General features: G+C 62.6%; 21 protein-coding genes. 14 read left to right on the forward strand and 7 right to left on the reverse strand.

Translation table 11 applies throughout. The annotated features are described in order from the left end of the window. Positions 1-3 precede the first annotated feature (3 nt). Complete coding sequence (locus tag J2J99_RS04585) at positions 4-495, forward strand: F0F1 ATP synthase subunit B (protein WP_168297627.1); 492 nt, start codon at positions 4-6, stop codon at positions 493-495. Positions 496-673: 178 nt separating this feature from the next. Here J2J99_RS04585 and J2J99_RS04590 read toward each other — a convergent pair whose 3' ends face one another. Beyond that, a complete protein-coding gene (locus J2J99_RS04590) occupies positions 674-1,363 on the reverse strand; it encodes a ribonuclease HII (RefSeq protein ID WP_168297626.1) in 690 nt (229 codons plus the stop codon). Between the two features lie 166 nt (positions 1,364-1,529). Continuing rightward, positions 1,530-2,687, reverse strand: a complete 1,158-nt coding sequence (locus J2J99_RS04595) for a PA0069 family radical SAM protein (RefSeq protein WP_168297625.1) — start codon at positions 2,685-2,687, stop codon at positions 1,530-1,532. 139 nt (positions 2,688-2,826) lie between these two features. On the opposite strand from J2J99_RS04595, the gene J2J99_RS04600 reads away from it, so the two are divergent. Next, entirely contained in the window at positions 2,827-3,345 is a 519-nt protein-coding gene (locus tag J2J99_RS04600) for a glycosyltransferase family protein (protein ID WP_168297624.1), read from the forward strand. Between the two features lie 321 nt (positions 3,346-3,666). Continuing rightward, positions 3,667-3,981 (forward strand): hypothetical protein, encoded by a 315-nt coding sequence (locus J2J99_RS04605; RefSeq protein ID WP_168297623.1) that lies wholly within the window; start codon positions 3,667-3,669, stop codon positions 3,979-3,981. A gap of 111 nt (positions 3,982-4,092) precedes the next feature. On the opposite strand, the gene moaB is transcribed toward J2J99_RS04605, so the two are convergent. The 4 genes from moaB to J2J99_RS04625 form a co-directional block, all read right to left on the reverse strand. Continuing rightward, complete coding sequence (moaB, locus tag J2J99_RS04610; RefSeq protein ID WP_168297622.1) at positions 4,093-4,644, reverse strand: molybdenum cofactor biosynthesis protein B; 552 nt, start codon at positions 4,642-4,644, stop codon at positions 4,093-4,095. Beyond that, positions 4,644-5,537 (reverse strand): 4-(cytidine 5'-diphospho)-2-C-methyl-D-erythritol kinase, encoded by an 894-nt coding sequence (locus J2J99_RS04615; protein WP_168297621.1) that lies wholly within the window; start codon positions 5,535-5,537, stop codon positions 4,644-4,646. Before J2J99_RS04615 ends, moaB begins: the two co-directional genes overlap by 1 nt. A gap of 12 nt (positions 5,538-5,549) precedes the next feature. Beyond that, complete coding sequence (locus J2J99_RS04620) at positions 5,550-7,385, reverse strand: tetratricopeptide repeat protein (RefSeq protein WP_168297620.1); 1,836 nt, start codon at positions 7,383-7,385, stop codon at positions 5,550-5,552. Positions 7,386-7,516: 131 nt separating this feature from the next. After that, positions 7,517-8,533: a polyprenyl synthetase family protein gene (locus J2J99_RS04625; protein WP_168297619.1), complete on the reverse strand. Its 1,017-nt coding sequence runs from the start codon at positions 8,531-8,533 to the stop codon at positions 7,517-7,519. Between the two features lie 108 nt (positions 8,534-8,641). Here J2J99_RS04625 and J2J99_RS04630 point away from each other — a divergent pair, with 108 nt between their 5' ends. The 5 genes from J2J99_RS04630 to J2J99_RS04650 all read left to right on the forward strand — a co-directional run bounded on the left by J2J99_RS04630 (position 8,642) and on the right by J2J99_RS04650 (position 13,441). Further along, complete coding sequence (locus J2J99_RS04630; RefSeq protein ID WP_096477252.1) at positions 8,642-8,869, forward strand: putative signal transducing protein; 228 nt, start codon at positions 8,642-8,644, stop codon at positions 8,867-8,869. Between the two features lie 6 nt (positions 8,870-8,875). Continuing rightward, positions 8,876-9,655: a tRNA1(Val) (adenine(37)-N6)-methyltransferase gene (locus tag J2J99_RS04635; protein ID WP_168297618.1), complete on the forward strand. Its 780-nt coding sequence runs from the start codon at positions 8,876-8,878 to the stop codon at positions 9,653-9,655. Between the two features lie 220 nt (positions 9,656-9,875). Then, positions 9,876-10,808, forward strand: a complete 933-nt coding sequence (locus tag J2J99_RS04640) for a TAXI family TRAP transporter solute-binding subunit (RefSeq protein WP_205918928.1) — start codon at positions 9,876-9,878, stop codon at positions 10,806-10,808. Between the two features lie 165 nt (positions 10,809-10,973). Next, positions 10,974-13,085: a TRAP transporter permease gene (locus tag J2J99_RS04645; RefSeq protein WP_168297616.1), complete on the forward strand. Its 2,112-nt coding sequence runs from the start codon at positions 10,974-10,976 to the stop codon at positions 13,083-13,085. 32 nt (positions 13,086-13,117) lie between these two features. Then, positions 13,118-13,441 (forward strand): DUF1850 domain-containing protein, encoded by a 324-nt coding sequence (locus J2J99_RS04650; protein ID WP_311043843.1) that lies wholly within the window; start codon positions 13,118-13,120, stop codon positions 13,439-13,441. Between the two features lie 257 nt (positions 13,442-13,698). On the opposite strand, the gene J2J99_RS04655 is transcribed toward J2J99_RS04650, so the two are convergent. Then, the gene (locus J2J99_RS04655; RefSeq protein WP_168297614.1) at positions 13,699-15,039 is read right to left on the reverse strand and encodes an Nramp family divalent metal transporter; all 1,341 of its coding nucleotides are present in this window, start codon (positions 15,037-15,039) and stop codon (positions 13,699-13,701) included. 181 nt (positions 15,040-15,220) lie between these two features. Here J2J99_RS04655 and J2J99_RS04660 point away from each other — a divergent pair, with 181 nt between their 5' ends. From J2J99_RS04660 to J2J99_RS04685, 6 genes are all read left to right on the forward strand, one after another. Then, positions 15,221-16,081: a S49 family peptidase gene (locus J2J99_RS04660; RefSeq protein ID WP_168297613.1), complete on the forward strand. Its 861-nt coding sequence runs from the start codon at positions 15,221-15,223 to the stop codon at positions 16,079-16,081. A gap of 18 nt (positions 16,082-16,099) precedes the next feature. After that, entirely contained in the window at positions 16,100-16,291 is a 192-nt protein-coding gene (locus J2J99_RS04665; RefSeq protein WP_064837015.1) for a hypothetical protein, read from the forward strand. 321 nt (positions 16,292-16,612) lie between these two features. Continuing rightward, entirely contained in the window at positions 16,613-17,569 is a 957-nt protein-coding gene (locus J2J99_RS04670) for a glycine--tRNA ligase subunit alpha (RefSeq protein WP_168297612.1), read from the forward strand. Next, positions 17,566-18,117: an AAA family ATPase gene (locus tag J2J99_RS04675; RefSeq protein ID WP_168297611.1), complete on the forward strand. Its 552-nt coding sequence runs from the start codon at positions 17,566-17,568 to the stop codon at positions 18,115-18,117. The genes J2J99_RS04670 and J2J99_RS04675 overlap by 4 nt, the downstream gene beginning before the upstream one ends. Before the next feature lie 61 nt (positions 18,118-18,178). Next, on the forward strand, positions 18,179-18,730 hold the full coding sequence (locus J2J99_RS04680; RefSeq protein ID WP_168297610.1) for a LemA family protein: 552 nt from the start codon (positions 18,179-18,181) through the stop codon (positions 18,728-18,730). 90 nt (positions 18,731-18,820) lie between these two features. Continuing rightward, positions 18,821-20,083: a 3-phosphoshikimate 1-carboxyvinyltransferase gene (locus tag J2J99_RS04685; protein ID WP_168297609.1), complete on the forward strand. Its 1,263-nt coding sequence runs from the start codon at positions 18,821-18,823 to the stop codon at positions 20,081-20,083. Positions 20,084-20,090: the final 7 nt, after the last annotated feature.

The raw sequence follows: 20,090 nt of genomic DNA on the forward strand, positions 1-20,090 counted from the left end.
TCGATGGAGTTTCACTTTGACGCGACTTTCTTCGCCTTTGTCGGCCTCGTCCTGTTCCTGGCGCTGGTTGTCTATCTGAAGGCTCCCGCCATGATGGCACGGTCGCTCGACGACCGCGCCGACCAGATCCGCAACGAGCTGGCCGAAGCCAAGCGCCTGCGCGAGGAAGCCCAGCATCTGCTTGCCGAATACCAGCGTAAGCGCAAGGAAGCGGAAGCCGAGGCGGCTCACATCGTTGCCGCCGCCGAGCGCGAAGCCCAGATGCTGACTGCCGAAGCGAAGAAGAAGACGGAAGAGTTCGTCGCCAATCGCACGGCGCTCTCCGAACAGAAGATCCAGCAGGCCGAGGCCGAAGCGATGAAGGCCGTTCGTTCCGCCGCCGTCGATCTGGCGATCGCGGCCGCCGAAACGGTGCTCGCCAAGCAGGCCGACGCCAAGGTCCAGTCCGAACTGTTCGGCAACGCCGTCAGCCAGGTCAAGACACGGCTCAACTGAGCGGTATCGAATGGAATGAAGAAAGGCCGGGCATGTCCCGGCCTTTTTTGTTGTTGAGTGACTTCAGCCGATGATCTGTTGCAGATCCTTGGGAAAACCACCGGTCGACGGGTCTCGCCTACTCTTCGGACCCCAGCTGCGGGGCGACGAGAAGGGCCGCTCCTTATCTGTGGGCGCCCTATTCCGCAAGCAGCTCATCCGTCTCGGGTCCGTCCTCGCCTTTGCGCAACGGCCGGAAGCTCATACGGTGCAGGGAGCAGGGGCCATGCCTCTCGATGCCGGCGCGGTGCTGCGCTGTGCCGTAGCCGGCATGCGCGGCAAAGCCGTAATCCGGAAAGACATTGTGGGCGCGCGCCATCATCCGATCGCGCGTCACCTTGGCGACGATCGAGGCGGCGGCGATGGAGACCGAGCGCGCGTCGCCCTTGACCACGGCCTGCCCGGGGCAATCGAGGCCGGGCGGCACGTCGAGCCCGTCGGTCAGGACGTAGCTTGCCGGAACGGCAAGACTGCAGATGGCGCGGCGCATCGCGTCGAGGCTTGCCTTGCGGATATCGGTCTCGTCGATGCGTGTAGAACTGGAAGAGGCGATCGAAACGGTCGCGGTTGCGAGAATCTGCACGAACAATTCCTCGCGCCGCTGCGCCGAAAGCTGCTTGGAATCGTTGAGGCCCTCGGGGATTCGCTTCGGATCGAGGATGACGGCGGCGGCGACGACCGGCCCGGCGAGCGGCCCGCGGCCGGCCTCGTCGGCACCGGCGACGGGCCAGTGGCCGGCCTTGCGGGCTTTGAGCTCCAGACGGAAATCCGGCACAAGCGGAGCCGTGTCGAAAAGCAGGGGAGAATCGGGTGGCGTGCGAGGTCTCATGCGGCTGAACCTCGCACGCCAACCCGATTTCCCGCAAGTCCCCGGATCAGGGCGGCGGCCGGGGACGGTCCGGCGGATGGTGGCGGTCAGGGCCATCCGCGGGAATTGCGCTCGGGGCTCGAAAACAGGGCGGTTCTTCGATGGGCCGAGGCGCAAATTCTGTAAATCAGAGCAGCGACAGCTGAACGCCGCTGCCATCAGGCGGCACGAACAGATCGTCGCGCAGAGGCAGACCGCGTCGCGTCAGGCCGAAACGCCTCGCCGCCATTTCGAAGCGCCGGGCGATCTGCCAGGCATAGGGACCGGCGCCCTTCATGCGCTTGCCGAATTCGGCATCGTAATCCTTGCCGCCGCGCATCGAGCGCACCAGCGACATCACATGCCGGTAGCGATCGGGATAATGCTGCAACAGCCAGTCGCGGAAGAGCGGGCTGACCTCGAGCGGCAGCCTCAGGATGACATAGCTCGCCTCGACGGCGCCGGCCGCCTTGGCCGACTCGAGGATGCGCTCCAGCTCGTGATCGTTCAGCGCCGGGATCAGCGGGGCGGCCATTACCGCCGTCTGGATCCCTGCTTCCGACAGCGTGTGGATGGTCTCCAGCCGACGCGGCGGCGTGGCGGCGCGGGGCTCCATCGTCCGGGCAAGCTTGCGGTCGAGCGTGGTCACCGAGATGCCGACGCGCACCAGGTTCTTCGCCGCCATCTCCTGCAGAATGTCAAGATCCCGCAGGATCATCGCCGATTTGGTGACGATGGAGACCGGATGGTTCGCCTTGTTCAAAACCTCGAGAATGCCGCGCATGATGCGCCATTCCTTCTCGACCGGCTGATAGGGGTCGGTATTGGTGCCGATTGCGATCGCCCGCACCTTGTAACCCGGCTTGGCGAGCTCCCGCTCCAGCAGCTTTGCAGCATCAGGCTTGGCGAACAGCTTCGTCTCGAAATCGAGCCCCGCCGAAAGCCCCATATAGGCGTGGGTCGGCCGGGCGAAGCAATAGATGCAGCCGTGCTCGCAGCCGCGATAGGGATTGATCGAGCGGTCGAAGGCGACGTCGGGTGACTCGTTGCGGGTGATGGCCGTGCGCGGCTTTTCGATCTGCACTTCGGTTTTGAACGGCGGCAGCTCTTCCAGCGTCTGCCATCCATCGTCAAAGGTCTCCCGCTGCAGCGCCTCGAAGCGGCCGGTTGGGTTCAGTCCGGCGCCGCGCCCGCGCCGCCGGTCGACCTCGACCCTCAGCCCGGAGGAGACGATCATCGCATCGGCAATATCTGCCGTATTGGCAGGCGCGAATGCGGCCTGCCCTGCCAGGGACTGCTCTCTCATCGGATTCTCCCGCAGCGGCAAGCAATCGCTTCCGCCCGTTTTGATGATTAAATTCCTATCGGCAAATTGAGAACAATGCAAGAACAAAATACGGAAAACGCCGCTGGCAAAAATTTGTGCTGCGCATTATGAGTAGGCGATGTTGACGGTTATTCTCGAATGTCAGGATCAGGAATCCGAGCTGGCCCAGACCTTGTCGGTCTTGGTGGCAGGCGCGGTGGAGGGGCTTGTCGGCGATGTGGTCGTGCTCGATCACGGCTCACGTGACGGCACCTCGCGGGTCGCCGACGCGGCCGGGTGCCGGTTTCATTCGCAATGGGATATCAAGGACATCGTCGGCTCCGCCCGCGGCGACTGGCTGCTTTTCGTCGAACCGGGCGCACGCCCGCAGGCGGGCTGGATCGACGAGATTGCCGAATATATCGCGCTCAACAAGCTGCCGGCGCGCTTCACCGCCTCGCGCGGCTACCGGCGCCCGTTTTTCGAGCGCATCGGCCGCGCCGCGCCGCCGCTGGAACTTGGTCTGCTGATGCCGAAGAACCAGGCGCTGGCCGCAGCCAGAAGCGGCATGCGCCTTGCCGAATTCGCCAAGGGCCAGAGGCCGCGCAAACTCGCCAGCGAATTGGTTCCGTCCTGGGTGGCGCGCGCTGCGCGGTAAGTCTGTGTCATCGCCGGCGCTTGAACGCGCCGCCAGATTGGCGCCGAAAGCGCCCCTCACTTGATCCTTGCCGGCATCGACAACCGCGGCTCACCCCCCGGGTCGGAGCCGGCAGGCGGATAAGCGGCTGCTCTTGCCCGCATCACAATCATCCCGAGATCGCGCAAAGATGGCGCCCGATCAGATTCCGCGCTATAATTTGCCATGGCGCCGCCGAAGCGCCGCGCTTCGCAACGGATGGCCATGGAATGCCGGTGGACGGCAGAAAAGGTCGGCGAAAATCTCCTCTTCTGCCGGGTTCCCGGCGAAAGGAGGTGCGTGATGATCCGCCCTATGCTTTACGGTCTCGTGGCCGTCATATCGGCGACGTTGATGATCGCGCATCCGCATTCGGCAGCATCGCAGGCGACGCTCAGTTGCGCAGGTCGATCCGACGTCGTCAAATTTCTGGACGAAAATTTCGCTGAAAAGCTGATGGCGGTCGGGCTGGTCAGCCAGAACTCCGTCCTCGAGGTCTATGCCGGCGAAAGCGGCACCTGGACGCTCGTCGTCACGGATGTTCACGGCATAAGCTGCATCCTGTTGTCGGGTGACAGCTGGGAAACGATCCCGTCTCTGCCGGGCTTTGCCACCTGAAGTGCGTCGCGATCGCTCGGATTGGCTTGTTTGTCGCAAAACCGCTGCACACTTTTGCGAGACATGCTTTAAGGCGCGTCGTGATCGTTCGGATTGGTTTCTCGCGAAATTCTATTTTTTCGCGCCGCGTTTCAGATGCTCGTCGAGACGCGGCATGATCTCGACGAAGTTGCACGGCGTGCTGCGGTAGTCGAGCTGCGCTTTCAGGATGCCGTCCCAGGCATCCCGGCAGGCGCCGGGAGAGCCCGGCAGGGCGAAGATGAAGGTGGCATTGGCGACCCCTGCCGTTGCGCGCGACTGGATCGTCGCCGTGCCGATCTTGTCGTAGGAAATGCGGTGAAAGACGGCGGAAAAGCCGTCCATGCGCTTTTCGAACAAGGGCTCCAGCGCTTCGGGCGTCACATCGCGGCCGGTAAAGCCGGTGCCGCCTGAGGTGATGACGACATCGATGTCATCCCGTTCGGTCCAGGCCTTGACCTGCGCGGCGATTTTGTCCCGGTCGTCAGGGACGATGGCCCGCGCGACCAGCCGATGACCTGCCTCGGTGATCCGTGCCGCCAGTGTGTCGCCGGATTTGTCGGTTTCCGGCGTGCGGGTATCCGAGACGGTGAGAACCGCGATGCCGACGGCGATAAACGGCCGCTTTTCGTCCGGACCTGCCATTACATGCCTCCCGAAACCGTTTCCGTCGCCTGGACATACCAGTCGGGCCGCTCGCCGTGAAGAGCTGCGGCCGCCTCTTGCGCAGCCGCCATGCCGGTAAAAATGCCGAAGCAGGTGGCGCCGGAGCCGGACATCCGGGTGAAGAGCGCGCCATGGGCCTGCAGCATCTGCGAGATCACCGTAATCTCAGGCACCAGTTCGCGCGCCGGCGGCTCCAAATCGTTGCGGGCCGAGCCGATCGCCGTGAGCCAGCGGCCGGTCTCGGACAGACCGCGAGCGAGATCGAGCGCCGGATTGTTCTTTGCCGCCAGCCGGCGGAAGACCTCGGGCGTTGAAACACCCTGCAGCGGGTTGACGAGCACCATGGCAAAGGCGGGCAGATCCGGCACGGCTTCGATCCTTTCGCCGATGCCGCGGGCGATTAGCGGCCGGCTCTCAAGGCACATCGGCACATCGGCGCCGAGCTTCAGCGCGAGGCTGGCAAGCGCTCCCACCGGCAAGCTCATGCCCCAGAGCCGCATCAGCCCCCGCAACGTCGCGGCCGCATCGGCCGAGCCGCCGCCGATGCCGGAGGCGATCGGCAGGTTCTTTTGCAGATGGATATGCACAGGGAAGGCGAGGGCGCCGACCGCCTCGCGCAGGAGATCGCGGGCCCGCAGCACCAGGTTGCTGCCGTCGCTGGCAAGCGTCTCGCCGAAGGGGCCCGACAGGGTGAATGTGTCGGCCTGTGCAGGCAAGAAACCGAGCCGATCGCCGCAATCGGCGAAGGTCACCAGCATATCGAGCAGATGGTAGCCATCCGGCCGCTGGCCGGTCACATGCAAAGCGAGGTTGATCTTCGCGCGCGCCTCTTCGGTGACACCGAACGCCTCGGCCAGGCCCTCTTCAGGCATGTTTGCCGCCCGTTAGGATTTCTTGTCGACCGGAGGCGGGGTGACGGGTGCCGGATCCGGCTGTTTCTTGTCGGCCGCCTTGGCATCGTCGCCGGCAGGAGGCAGGCCGTTGGCGACCTTGTCCTTGATCTTCGGAATTTCGGCGGCTTCCGGCTCGGAGGCCAGCGCCCGGTTCCACTGGTAGACGGCCTCAAGCTTGCGGCCGACGCGCCAGTAGGCGTCGCCGAGATGGTCGTTGATCGTCGCGTCGCCGGCCTTGATCTGCGCGGCCCGCTCCAGCTCGTCGACAGCGTCGTCGAAGCGGTTGAGGCGGAAATAGGCCCAGCCGAGGGAATCGATGATGTAGCCGTCGTCAGGGCGAATCTCGACGGCCTTCTTTATCATGCCGAGGCCTTCGTCGAGGTTCCGGTTCATGTCGATCCAGGAATAGCCGAGATAGTTCAGCACCTGCGGCTGGTCGGGATTGAGCTCCAGGGCCTTGCGGAAATTCGGCTCGGCCTGGTCCCACTTCTTCAGCCGCTCATAGGCAATACCGCGCTGGAAGAAGACGCTCCAATTGGCGCGGCCGGGAAAGGGGCCGATCACTTCGACGGCCTTGTCGTAATTGGCGGCCATCGCCTCGTAGTCCTTGGCGTCGGAGAGCACGCTGCCATAGGCGAGGTAGCTGCGGATGTCCTTAGGGTCGGAGGCGATCAGCGCCTGCAGGTGCTTGCGCGCTTCGTCCACCTTGCCGCCCTGGGCAAGGGCAAGGCCGAGCTGCAGCTCGGAGATGCGGCGCATCGGCGAATTTTCCGGCACCTTCTGGTAGAGCGCGATGGCGCGGTCCATCTGGTTCTGCTTCTCGGCGATGCCGCCGAGCAGCACCAGCGTATCGGCGCTGTTCGGGTCGAGTGCATTGGCGGTCTGCAGGTAGAGCGAGACGATATCCTCCGCGCCGTCGCGGTTCAGCGCGCCGCCGACTGAAAACAGCACGCCGGCGGCCCCTTCCTTCGCGGTCTTGACCTGCTGCTCCTGCTTCTCGCCCTTTTCGATGCTGTCGCGCAGCGCATTCAGCGGCGCATAGTTCGGCAGCAGGTTGTCGCCAACCGAAACGGCATCGAGCGCCTTCTGCTTGTTGCCCTGTGTCGCTTCGAGGCGGGCAAGCGCCATGACCGCGCGCATGAAGGTGTCGGGCGCCGTAGCACCCCCTTCCTTGTCGAGCACGGCGTCGTTCAGATGCTGGCGGGCCGATTTCACGTCGCCGGTGACGACGGCGATCGCGCCGGCATTGTAATTCTGGAAGATGCGGACCCAATCCGGCCCCTTCATCTTCTCGACCATGGCGAGCGCTTCCTTGCCGCGGCCGGCGCCGACGCGGGCCCAGGCGAGCAGCAGGTCGTTCATCATCCGGTCGAGATCGTTCGGACCCTTGTATTTCAATATGGATTCGGCGGCCTTGTAATCGTCGCGGCGCACGGCATCCATGCCGCGCACGATCGTGGTGATGCGCTCGACCGAGGGATCGCCCTTCAGGTCGTTGGCATATTTGACGCCTTCCTTGATGTCGCCGTTGAGCAGCAGCGAGATCATCAGCCGCTGGCGAATCTCCGGATTGCCCGGCTCGATCTGCAGCGCCTTCTCGTAGAGTTCGATCGCCGTCTCGTAATCATGATCGACATCGGCTGTGCGCGCGGCGAGGAAGGCGCCGGAGAAGGTGGTGACGCTATCGGCATCGAAGGTCTCGGTTTTGCCCGTATCGCCCGCCGTCTTCGCCGCATCCTCGGCGTTCACGCCGGCGACGATGCCGAGCGAAAGAACAGCCGTCAATGCTGCGCTCGTAAGAAGACGGATGGCAATTCTCTGCCGCATGAGGAAACCTTTCTTCGAGAGCGTCCGGCCATGATGCCGGTCGCAAATCAGTTGTGATCACTGATTCATAACAGGATGGCTTTTTTGAAGCGGCGCTGCAAGAAAATCAGCCTGCAATCGAGAACGTCTCGTCAGTTGACGCGCTCGATGCAGAAGTCGATCACTTCCATCAGGGCGGATTTCCATACCGTATCGGGAAGCGGCGCCAGCGCGTCGCGGGCGATCGTGCCGTAATGGACCGCCCGGCCGATCGTGTCGCTGAGTGTGCCGTATTTGGTGATCAGCCCCAGCGCCTTTTCCAGATTGGCGTCGCTGCTGTTGCCGGCCTCGATCGCATCGCGCCAGAAGGCGCGCTCGTCCTCGGTGCCGCGGCGATAGGCGAGGATGACGGGCAGCGTGATCTTGCCTTCGCGGAAATCGTCGCCGACATTCTTGCCGAGATCGGCGGCCTTGCCGCCATAATCGAGCGCATCGTCGACGAGCTGGAAGGCGAGCCCCAGATTCATGCCGTAGGATTTCAGCGCGTTGCGGCCCGACCGGCCGGCTTCGGCGACGATCGGCCCGACTTCGGCCGCTGCCGCGAACAGAGCCGCCGTCTTGGCGCGGATGACGGAAAGGTAATCGTCCTCGGTCGTTTCCATGTTCTTGGCAACGGAAAGCTGCAGCACCTCACCCTCGGCGATCACGCAGGCGGCGGAAGAGAGCACGTCGAGCGCGTCGAGCGAGCCGACATCGACCATCATGCGGAAGGCCTGGCCGAGCAGGAAGTCGCCGACCAGCACGCTTGCCTGGTTGCCCCAGATCATCCGCGCCGTCGATTTGCCGCGGCGCAGGTCGCTTTCGTCGACGACGTCGTCATGCAGCAGTGTTGCCGTGTGCATGAATTCGACCGAGGTCGCGAGCTTGACGTGATTTTCGCCGCGGTAGTCGAACAGCGAGGCGGCCGCCAGCGTCAGCATCGGCCGCAGCCGCTTGCCGCCGGACGAGATCAGATGATTCGCCACTTCGGGGATCATCTGCACGTCGGAGCCGGCCTTGGACAGAATAAGCTGGTTCACCCGCTCCATATCGGCCCTGGTGAGATCGACCAACGGCTTTATGGATGCCAGTTTGTTTTTGCTTTCTTCAAGCGGTATGACCACGCCCAACGACCCGGACTCCTGTTCATTCATTGCAGCTGACAATAGAAAGGGGCGATGGACGCGGCAAGAGGTGAATTGTCGCGCATGGCGAAATTGGAAGGAAAATGACGGCAAATGCATGAACTTATCCGCGCCAACGACCCCGTCCTGCTCTCCTTTGCCGAGAGCCTGATGAAGGACGCCGGCATTCATTGTTTCATCGCCGATCAGGGCATGAGTGTGCTGGAAGGCTCGCTTGGGATGCTGCCGCGCCGCCTGCTGGTGGACGAGGAGATGGCCGATCAGGCCCGCCGCATCCTGATCGACGCCGGTCTCGGCGGCGAACTGCGCGACAGGAAGTGAGCGGGGATGACCAGCAGGCCTGCCCAGACAATCGACGCCTTCCATCGCGGCGCCTTCCACCTTGTGCAGCCGGAGGGCAGGGGCCATCGCGCCGGCATGGATGCGATGCTGCTGGCCGCACTCGTCGCCGATAACCGTCCCGTCCGGGTTGCCGATCTCGGCGCCGGCGCCGGTGCGGCCGGCCTTGCCGTCGCCTCGCGCCTTGCCGAGGCGCAAGTGGTGCTGTTCGAGCGTTCGGCCGAGATGGCCGATTATGCCCGCCGCAGCATACTCCTGCCCGAAAACGCCCATCTTGCCGCCCGCGTCAGCGTCGTCGAGGCGGATGTGACGCTGACCGCAAAGGCGCGCAACGATGCCGGCCTCACCGACGAGAGTTTCCACCACGTCATCATGAACCCGCCCTTCAACGATGCCGGCGACCGGCGCACGCCGGATGCGCTGAAGGCCGAAGCCCACGCGATGACCGACGGCCTGTTCGAAAGCTGGATCCGCACGGCAGGGGCCATCATGATCCCCGGCGGGCAATTGTCGCTGATCGCCAGGCCCGAATCGATCGCCGAGATCGTCATTGCCTGCGGCCGGCGCTTCGGCGGCATCGAAATGACAGCCATCCATCCGCGCGAGCGTGAAAACGCCGTGCGTATCCTGGTGACCGCAATCAAGGGATCGCGGGCGCGGCTGTCGCTGCGCGCCCCGCTCATCATGCACGAAGAGGGGAGTCACAAGTTCTCCTCTCTCGTCGACGATTTCAACAACGGCCGGGCGGCCTATGCCAGGCGTCATTGAGATGGCGGATTCTGTCGCTGGCCCACCATTCCAAAGATGGGTTTCATTCCGATTTTATTTCGCGTTTCCTCATCGCGCCCGCTTGGCTGAGTGACGGTGAGAGTTCATTGTTGCGTGCCTTCGTCGTCTCACTCGTTGACGCGCTAGATGTATCCGCCCATGATACATTCTTGACTGATTGATTAGGAGGACAATCGTGAAAAGAATTATCATCAACGGCATGATCGCAGGCGCTTTTGCGCTGTCCGGCCTTTCCATTTCAGGAGCCGCCAGGGCGAGTGAATTCATCAACGTTCTGACCGGTGGCACCTCTGGCGTTTATTATCCTCTCGGCGTCGCACTCGCCAAGATCTATGGCGACGGTATTTCTGGCGCCCGGACCCAAGTTCAGGCGACGAAAGCCTCGGTTGAGAATCTGAATTTGCTTCAACAGGGCAAAGGCGAGATCGCGTTCGCGCTCGGCGACAGCGTGAAGCTGGCGGCAGAAGGCAATGCGGAAGCAGGCTTCAAAGCGCCGCTCGACAAATTGCGTGGCATCGCGGCGATCTATCCCAACTACATCCAAATCGTCGCATCCAAGGATTCCGGTATCAAGACACTGGGAGACATAAAGGGAAAGAGCATTTCCGTCGGCGCGGCGAAGTCGGGGACAGAACTGAACGCCCGCGCGATTTTCAGCGCTGATGGCATATCCTACGGGGATCTCGCCAAGACCGAATACCTGCCCTTCGCAGAATCCGTCGAGTTGATCAAGAACCGACAGCTCGACGCGACGCTGCAGTCGGCTGGGCTGGGCGTAGCATCGCTGAAAGATCTGGCGGCTTCCGTGCCGATCAATGTCGTTGCGGTTCCGAAAGACGTGGCGGACAAATTGGGCGCACCCTATATCGCCGCGACGATTCCCGCCAATACCTATGAAGGCCAGGCGCAAGACGTGCCGACCGTTGCTGTCGTCAACTTTTTGGTCACGCGTGCCGATGTTTCGGATGAGACCGCCTACCAGATGACCAAGCTGCTGTTCGACAACCTCCCTGCCATGACCGCCGCACACAATGCGGCCTCGGCCATAAAGCTGGAAAATGCCATCAAGGGTATGCCGATCCCGCTGCATCCCGGTGCCGAACGCTACTACAAGGAAAAAGGGCTCCTGTAGGACGCAAGCGCAACGGCGTCCGTTAGAGGTGCTGGGACCCTCTGTCATTTTGAAACTGCACAAAGTCCTTTCCTGAAATCGCTTCTGGTTTTCGGGATTTTGCGCCAGTCTGGCCGCCGCCAGAGATATCGGCGGCCGTCTTGATCACGCTGGGAGGAGAATTGCGTGCGTCAATCAGAAACTGCAGCGGGCGCGCTGTCCGCCGATGCAACTGAATCTCACAATAGGTTGGGTGACGACTTTCCGGGTTCCAGAGAGGGCCGATTGCTGTTCCTGATCGCCGTCGTTTTCTCGCTGTTCCAGATCGTCACGGCAGCGCATATTTTGGATCTGCCGAGCCAGATTGTCCGCGCCGTTCACGTCGGTTTTCTGCTGCTGTTGGCCTATCCGCTGGTTGCATCTACGGCCCGTAGCGCGATCGGCTTTCGCGTGCTTGCGTGGGTCCTGGCGGCCTCAGGCGTTGCTGTCGCCATCTATCAGTACGTCGAATATTCGGACCTTCTGATTCGCGCCGGCGATCCGCTTCCGATTGACATCGCCGTCGGCATAGTCAGTCTTGCGGTGATCTTCGTGGCGTGCTGGATCAGCCTGGGGCCAGCACTGCCGATCATCAGCGGCACGTTTCTGGCCTATTGTCTGCTTGGCCAGTATCTGCCGGCGCCTCTCGATCATCGCGGCTATGATCTCTCGCAGGTCATCGATCACATGGCTTACGGCACCGAAGGCATTTACGGGACCCCAATTTATGTGTCCTCGTCCTATATCTTTCTGTTCATACTGTTCGGCTCTTTCTTGGAAAAAGCCGGAATGATCCAGCTTTTCACGGATACGGCTCTCGGGCTTGTCGGCCATATGCGCGGTGGCGCTGCGAAAGTCGCCGTGATCTCGTCCGGGCTGATGGGAACGATCTCCGGCTCTGGCGTCGCGAATGTCGTTACAACAGGTCAGTTTACCATTCCGCTGATGAAGAGATTCGGGTACCGGCCCGCTTTCGCCGGCGGTGTCGAGGCTACAGCGTCCATGGGCGGCCAGATCATGCCGCCGGTGATGGGAGCGGTGGCGTTTATCATGGCGGAAACTCTCGGCGTCGAATATTCGGAAGTGGTGAAAGCTGCACTCATCCCGGCGATTCTCTACTTCATGTCCGCGTTCTGGATGGTGCACCTGGAGGCGGGAAAACGCGGTCTCGTGGGCCTCCCGAAGTCTGAATTGCCCTCGGCATCACAAGCCCTCAGAGAGCGATGGTATCTCATCCTGCCGTTGGCTGCCCTCGTCTGGCTGCTTTTTTCCGGATACACTCCGCTTTTTGCCGGTACCATAGGGCTCGGGTTGACGGCCATGCTCATTCTCGGCGGCAGCATTGCGCTCGGCCTGCCGTTCGGCGCAATCCGGATTTTGTTCTGGGTGGCTCTCGGCATCATCGGCGCTGCTTTCCTGCAGTATGGCTTCAATGTTCTCCTTGCTGCACTCGCCGTGCTGATCGCTTGGAATGCCGTGAGCCGGGGCGGCAGGGAGACCTTGGTTGCCTGTGTCGACAGTCTGGCCGAAGGTGCTAAGACGGCCCTCCCGGTCGGCATTGCATGCGCCATCGTCGGGATCATCGTCGGCACGATGACGTTGACAGGCGTTGCGACGACCTTTGGCCAGTTCGTCGTCGCAGTTGGACAGTCCAGCCTGTTCCTGTCCCTGCTTTTGACCATGATCACCTGCATCATCCTCGGCATGGGTATTCCGACGATTCCGAACTACATCATAACCTCGTCAATCGCAGGACCTGCTCTTCTTTCGCTCGGCATCCCGCTTCTCGTCAGCCACATGTTCGTTTTCTATTTCGGCATTCTGGCGGACCTGACGCCGCCGGTGGCGCTTGCTTGCTTTGCGGCGGCACCAATCGCCAAGGAAAGCGGCTTGAAAATCTCGATCGAAGCCATCAAAGTTGCCGCGGCAGGCTTTATTGTGCCGTTCATGGCGGTCTATTCGCCGGCGCTGATGTTGCAGAGCGGCGGACCGCTTGCCGCTGAAATCGGCTATATACCCGCCGTCGGCTATATCTCTATCAAGGCCGTAATCGCCATCGGATTGTGGGGCGCGGCCGTGATCGGTTACTGTACGAGAACACTCACCGTTGCCGAAAGAATGGTCGCGATAGCGGCAGCCTTTCTTCTGGTAGCCGCATTGCCGCTCACCGATGAAGCAGGCTTTTTGCTGTCGGGCGGTTTTGCGCTCTGGCTCTGGTACCGGTCTCGAACAGCGCAGAAGGCCGAGCCGGCGCCGTGAGCCTTTGCGTGTTGACAGGCGGAAAGTTAACGGTGATCGCCACAACGACGTTCATGTTGCAGTGGACGCATTCCGTCGAGAAAATCGAGTGGCGGGAGCGCTGGCAGGTGGAACCGACCGGTCTCCATGTCATGGAAGCGAGCGTCAAAGGCTCCGGGGCAGGAATGGAACCGGGGGACGGCGCCGTATTCAGAGACGGCTGGTGGACATGGCAGCCGAAACTAGCACCCCTGAAGCAGCTTTTGTTAGCGGCATCCGGAGCAACGGCCAGCGGCTGGCGCCTCTGTTATGCGAATAACTGCCGGGAACTCGGCGTACAGTCAGGTGAAGACACGACGCTCAGTTCCTGTCCATGACAAGGACGTATGAAGCCGGCGGAGCGTCGTCGTCAGACAGCTCTTCCGGTTGTCGAGAAAGCCCAACTCACGCCTCTCGATCATTCGTTCAGCCAAGACGCAAACAAAAGCTGTCACCGATTGCAAACTTGTCACTCAAATGAACCGTCGCCGGAACCTTGACCCGGCGGCGTCGATTCCCCGGACGATAATTGACGCCGAGTGATCCGCGCTGGTGCGCTGAACGTTCGGCAGTCTGAGCTCAGACTAGACCCGGTTTAGCCGGTGACGAAGTCGAGGAGCAGCTTGACGTTCAGCCCGGCGATCACGACCGCGATCACATAGGCGATGCCGCTCAGCCAGCGGGGCGCCACGAGTGCTCCCATCTTGGCCTTGCTGGCGGTAAACATCACGAGCGGAAAGACGGCGAAGGAAAGCTGCAGGCTGAGCACCACCTGCGTGAGGATCAAAAGCTCGGCCGTGCCTTGGTCGCCGTACCAGATGGTGACGATTGCCGCCGGGACGATGGCGATGGCGCGGGTGATCAGCCGGCGAACCCATGGCTGCAGCCGGATTTTGAGGAAGCCTTCCATGACGATCTGGCCGGCAAGCGTCGCCGTCACCGTCGAGTTGAGGCCGCAGCAGAGAAGCGCGATGCCGAACAGCGTCGGCGCGATCGCCAGACCCAGCAGCGGCGACAGCAGCGAATGCGCCTCGCCGAGTTCGACGATGTCGGTCCTGCCGTGCGCATTGAAGGCGGCGGCGGCCAGGATCAGGATCGAGGCGTTGATCAGCAGCGCAAAACAGAGAGCAACTGTCGAGTCGATCGTCGCATAGGTCAGCGCCTCCTTCTTTTCGGGAACCGTGTGGCCGTAGGCCCGCGTCTGCACGATGCCGGAGTGGAGGTAGAGATTGTGCGGCATGACGGTCGCGCCGAGAATGCCGAGGGCGAGATAGAGCATCTCAGGATTGGTGACGATCTCGGTGGTTGGGAAGAAGCCGGTGATGACGGAGCCCCACTGCGGGTCGGCCAGCAGGATCTGCACGCCGAAGCAGAGCGCGATGACGCCGAGAAGCGCGATGATGAAGGCCTCCACCCAGCGGAAGCCGAGTTTCTGCAGGAAGAGGATCACGAAGACGTCGAGCGCGGTGATGAGAACGCCGAGTTCGAGCGGAATGCCCATCAGCAGGTTGAGGCCGATCGCCGTGCCGATCACCTCGGCGATGTCGGTGGCGATGATGGCAATTTCGGCAAAGGCCCAGAGCGGCACCGAAACCCACTTCGGATAGGCGTCGCGGCAGGCCTGCGCCAGGTCGCGGCCCGATGCGATCGCAAGACGCGCGCAGAGCGATTGCAGTACGATCGCCATCAGGTTGGAGAGCAGGGCGACGGTGAGCAGCGCATAGCCGAATTTCGAGCCGCCGGCGAGCGAGGTCGCCCAGTTGCCGGGGTCCATATAGCCGACGGCAACCATATAGCCCGGCCCGGCAAAGGCCGCCGCCCTGCGCCACCTCGAGCTGTGACGCCCGGTTCCGACCGTGCGGTAGACATCCGACAGCGACGCCTCTCCGCGTTCGTGCCGCCAGCCGCTTCTTGCATTGGGATTGAGGGCGTCCATACCATTTCCACCTGTTTATCGTCCTGCACTATGACGAATTAGAATGATAATGCAAGTCATTCGCAACAAGAAAATTCATCCTCGATGTTTTGCAAACGCGGCCATTGCGTTTGTCGTTCCAGCGCATACATGGATGCCGATCGCAGATGACGATCGGGCGAGCTGAAGCGAAGGATTGGAAATGGCCGGATTCTTGAGAAAATTGCTGCCGAAACGGTTCCGCAAGGATGGCGTCACCATTCCGGTCGTCAGATTGCAGGGCGCGATCATCAGTGGCGGCGGCCAGTTTCGGCCAACCCTCAATCTCGCCAATGTCGCCCCGGTTCTCGAAAAGGCCTTCGCCATCAAGGACGCACCGGCGGTTGCCATCTCGATCAACTCGCCGGGCGGCTCGCCCGTCCAGTCCCGGCTGATCTTCACCCGCATCCGCGAACTTGCCCGCGAGAAACAGAAGAAGGTTCTGATCTTCGTCGAGGATGTCGCCGCCTCCGGCGGTTATATGATCGCGCTTGCCGGCGACGAGATCATCGCCGACGCCACCTCGATCGTCGGCTCGATCGGCGTCGTCTCCGGCGGTTTCGGCTTTCCCGAGCTCCTGAAGAAGATCGGCGTCGAGCGCCGCGTCTATACAGCGGGTGAGAACAAGGTGATCCTCGATCCGTTCCAGCCGGAAAAGGAAAAGGACATCGAATATCTGAAGAGCCTGCAGCTCGAAATCCATCAGGTCTTCATAGCGATGGTGCGCGAGCGCCGCGCCGGCAAGCTGAAGGATGACGCGACGGTCTTTTCCGGCCTGTTCTGGAGCGGCACCCGCGGCCTCGAACTCGGCCTCATCGACGGCCTCGGCGACATGCGCCAGGAACTGAAGCGGCGTTACGGCCAGAAGACCAAGCTGGAGCTGGTCACCGCCAGCCGCGGCCTGCTCGGTCGCCGCATTCCCGGCGTGTCGCCGGTCTCGCTCGAGGGGGCGGGATCCGGTCTTGCGACGGGGCTTGTCGAAGCGGCCGAAGAGAGGGCATTGTGGAGCCGCTTCGGGCTTTGAGAGGAGCAAGAGAGGGACATGGCGCAGCTTATCACCATCCTGGTGCTGGTCTTTTCGGCCTGGTGGCTCTACCGCCGCTTCGTCTCCGATGCCCGCAAGCTCGCCGAAAAGTCCCGCCGCGCCGAAAAAGAGCGTCAGACCGGCGCGATCGGCACGCTGGTCAAGGATCCCGTGACCGGGGAATATCGATTGAAGCGGGATGACGAATAGGCCTCGTTTCCCCTTCTCCCCATCGGGGAGAAGGTGCCCGTAGGGCGGATGAGGGGGCCGCACGGCACGCCATTCATGCCCTTCGATGCGCTCAGCGCATTCGCGGCTCTGCGCTCACCCCCTCATCTGCCTGCCGGCATCTTCTCCCCGCTGGGGAGAAGGGACGTGCGGCGCCGCCCGGCGAAAAACAAAATGGGGGCGGCGGAATCCTCTTCCATATCAGCATCTGACAGTCGCCCGACCGCCCGCAAAACCCTTGACCGCCGCCGCCCACCATGGCACCTGTCGCGCCGATATTTCCCAAGCAATCGGTGCCGTTTCATGTCAGCCATCCCAGATCATATGAACCCGAAGCGCTCCTTCCAGGCGCTGATCCTGACCCTGCATAGTTACTGGGCGGACAAGGGTTGCGCGGTGCTGCAGCCCTACGACATGGAAGTCGGCGCCGGCACCTTCCATCCGGCCACTACGCTGCGCGCCCTCGGGCCGAAGCCGTGGAAGGCAGCCTATGTGCAGCCGTCGCGGCGCCCGTCCGACGGCCGCTATGGCGAAAACCCGAACCGGCTCCAGCATTATTACCAATACCAGGTGATCCTGAAGCCGAACCCGCCGAACTTGCAGGAGCTCTATCTTGGCTCGCTGGCGGCCATCGGTCTCGACCCGCTGCTGCACGACATTCGTTTCGTCGAGGACGATTGGGAAAGCCCGACGCTCGGCGCCTGGGGCCTCGGCTGGGAATGCTGGTGCGACGGCATGGAGGTCTCGCAGTTCACCTATTTCCAGCAGGTCTGCGGCATCGAATGCGCCCCGGTCGCGGGCGAACTGACTTATGGTCTCGAGCGCCTCGCCATGTATGTCCAGGGCGTCGACAATGTCTACGACCTCAATTTCAACGGCCGCGAGGGCGACGAGAAGATCAGCTATGGCGACGTCTTCCTGCAGGCCGAGCAGGAATATTCGCGTCACAATTTCGAATTCGCCAACACCGAGATGCTGCATCGCCACTTCGTCGACGCCGAGAAGGAATGCCAGGCGCTGCTCGACGCTGGCGCGCCCGGCGACAGCGCCAACCAGCGCCTGCACAAATGCGTCTTCCCGGCCTATGACCAGTGCATCAAGGCCAGCCACGTCTTCAACCTGCTCGACGCCCGCGGCGTCATCTCGGTGACCGAGCGCCAAAGCTATATCCTGCGGGTGCGCACCCTCGCCAAGGCCTGCGGCGAAGCCTTCCTGCTGACCGACGCCGGCGGGTACAATGTGTCGAAAGAGGCGGCGTGACGCAAAAGCCTGCCAGCCGTATCGTCCATATCAACGGCTGGCCAGGCACCGGGAAGCTGACTGTCGGCCGCTTGCTGGCGAAAAGCCTCGGCGCGCGGCTCATCGACAATCACACGCTGCTCAATCCAGCCGAAGCTCTTTTCGCCCGCAGCAACCCTCTGCATGCTTCCCTGCGTGAGCAGGTTCGGCGAGCGGTTTTTGACCATGCCGTGCACGCCGATCCGGCCGAAAGCTTCGTCTTTACCGATGCGCTTGCGGATGACGAGCATGATGGTGCGATATTCTCCTGGTATGTCGATCTGGCCGCCGCCAGAGGCGCGGATCTGGTCGCGGTTCTCCTCGATTGCGCGCCGGAGGAGAATGCCAGGCGCCTCGTCTCTCCGGGCCGCTCCGAGGCGCTCAAGCTGACGGATACGGCGAAGCTGCAGCAGCTCCGGGCGACCTACAAACTGTTGCGCGGACTGGCTGAACACACAGTCGAAATTGATACGACGAACCTTTCGCCGGAGCAGACGGCGGCCCGAATCCTCGCCGATATCGGCGTTTGACGGCAGCCGGCAAACCCGCGTAGTCTCCGCGCGAACATTACTTCGCTGCAGGGGATTCGCGATGTATATTGCACTTGCCGTCATCGTCGTCATCGCACTCTACATCGTCTTCATCTACAACGGCCTGGTTCGCTCCCGTCAGATGGCGGAGGAAGCCTGGTCGGGCATCGACGTCCAGCTCAAGCGCCGCGCCGACCTGATCCCGAACCTGATCGAGACGGTCAAGGGTTATGCCGCCCATGAGAAGTCGACGCTCGAGGAGGTGGTTGCGCTCCGCAATAAGGCGCAGGCCGTGCCATCCGGCGATGTCGCGGGCAGGGCGCAGGCGGAAGGCCTGCTCGGCCAGGCGCTCGGCCGGGTGATCGCGCTTGCCGAGGCCTATCCCGATCTCAAGGCCAACCAGAATTTTGCCGAACTGCAGGCGTCGCTCGAAACTCTGGAGGGCGAGCTGCAGATGGCGCGGCGTTATTACAACGGCGCGGCCCGCGACCTCAACGTCAAGGTCGAAAGCTTTCCCTCCAATCTCGTCGCCGGCCAGTTCGGTTTTGCCAAGCGGGAGTATTTCGAGATCACCAACGAGGCCGATCGCGCCGTCCCCAGCGTCAAATTCTGACAATCCGGCATTTTGCCTTTGCAAAAAACCGATTAAGAGCAGGGGCAGGTGGCGACGCGCTCTAGGTCGCCTATGGACGGAAGACGTAGCATGACACGCACAGCCAAACTCACGATCATCCCGCCGGGCCGGCCGCTTTCCGGTCGCGCCATGCCGCCGGGCTCGAAGTCGATCACCAATCGGGCCCTGCTGCTCGCCGGCCTTGCCGAGGGCACGAGCCGGCTGACGGGCGCGCTGAAGAGCGACGATACGCGTTATATGGCCGATGCGCTACGCGCTATGGGTGTTGCGATCAACGAGCCCGACGACACGACTTTCGTCGTCACCGGCAGCGGCAGGCTCATGCCGCCGAAGGCGCCGCTCTTCCTCGGCAATGCCGGTACCGCCACCCGCTTCCTGACGGCGGCTGCCGCTCTCGTCGACGGCACCGTCATCGTCGACGGTGACGAGCACATGCGCAAGCGCCCGATCGGCCCGCTGGTCGAGGCGATGCGCACGCTCGGCATCGACGTGAGCGCTGAGACCGGCTGCCCGCCGGTCACCGTCAGGGGCACCGGCCGCTTCGAGGCCGACCGAATCCTGATCGATGGCGGGCTGTCCAGTCAGTATGTTTCGGCGCTGCTGATGATGGCGGCCGGCGGCGACCGTCCGGTCGATATCGAACTTGTCGGCGAGGATATCGGTGCGCTTGGCTATATCGATCTCACCACGGCGGCGATGAAGGCCTTTGGCGCCAAGGTCGAAAAAACCAGTCCCGTCACCTGGCGCGTCGAGCCGACCGGCTACCGCGCCGCTGACTTCGTCATCGAGCCGGATGCATCGGCCGCGACCTATCTCTGGGCGGCCGAAGTGCTGAGCGATGGCGAGATCGATCTCGGCGTACCGAACGATGCCTTCACCCAGCCGGATGCCAAGGCCTATGAGACGATCGCCAAGTTCCCGCACCTGCCGGCCGAAATCGATGGCTCGCAGATGCAGGACGCCGTCCCGACCATTGCCGTGCTTGCCGCCTTCAACGAGACGCCGGTCCGCTTCGTCGGCATTGCCAACCTGCGCGTCAAGGAATGCGACCGCATCCGCGCCCTGTCCACGGGGCTCAACAATATCCGCGAAGGTCTGGCCGTCGAGGAGGGGGACGATCTGATCGTCCATTCCGATCCGGCTCTCGCCGGCCAGCGTCTGCCGGCCGAAATCGACACCTTCGCCGATCACCGCATCGCCATGAGCTTTGCGCTCGCCGGGCTGAAGATCGACGGCATCACCATTCTCGATCCCGATTGCGTCGGCAAGACCTTCCCGGCTTACTGGCGCACGCTCGCCGCACTCGGCGTGACTTATCAGGACAAGGGTTGACGAAAAG

This window comes from Rhizobium binae (assembly GCF_017357225.1).
Classification (GTDB): Bacteria; Pseudomonadota; Alphaproteobacteria; order Rhizobiales; family Rhizobiaceae; genus Rhizobium; species Rhizobium binae.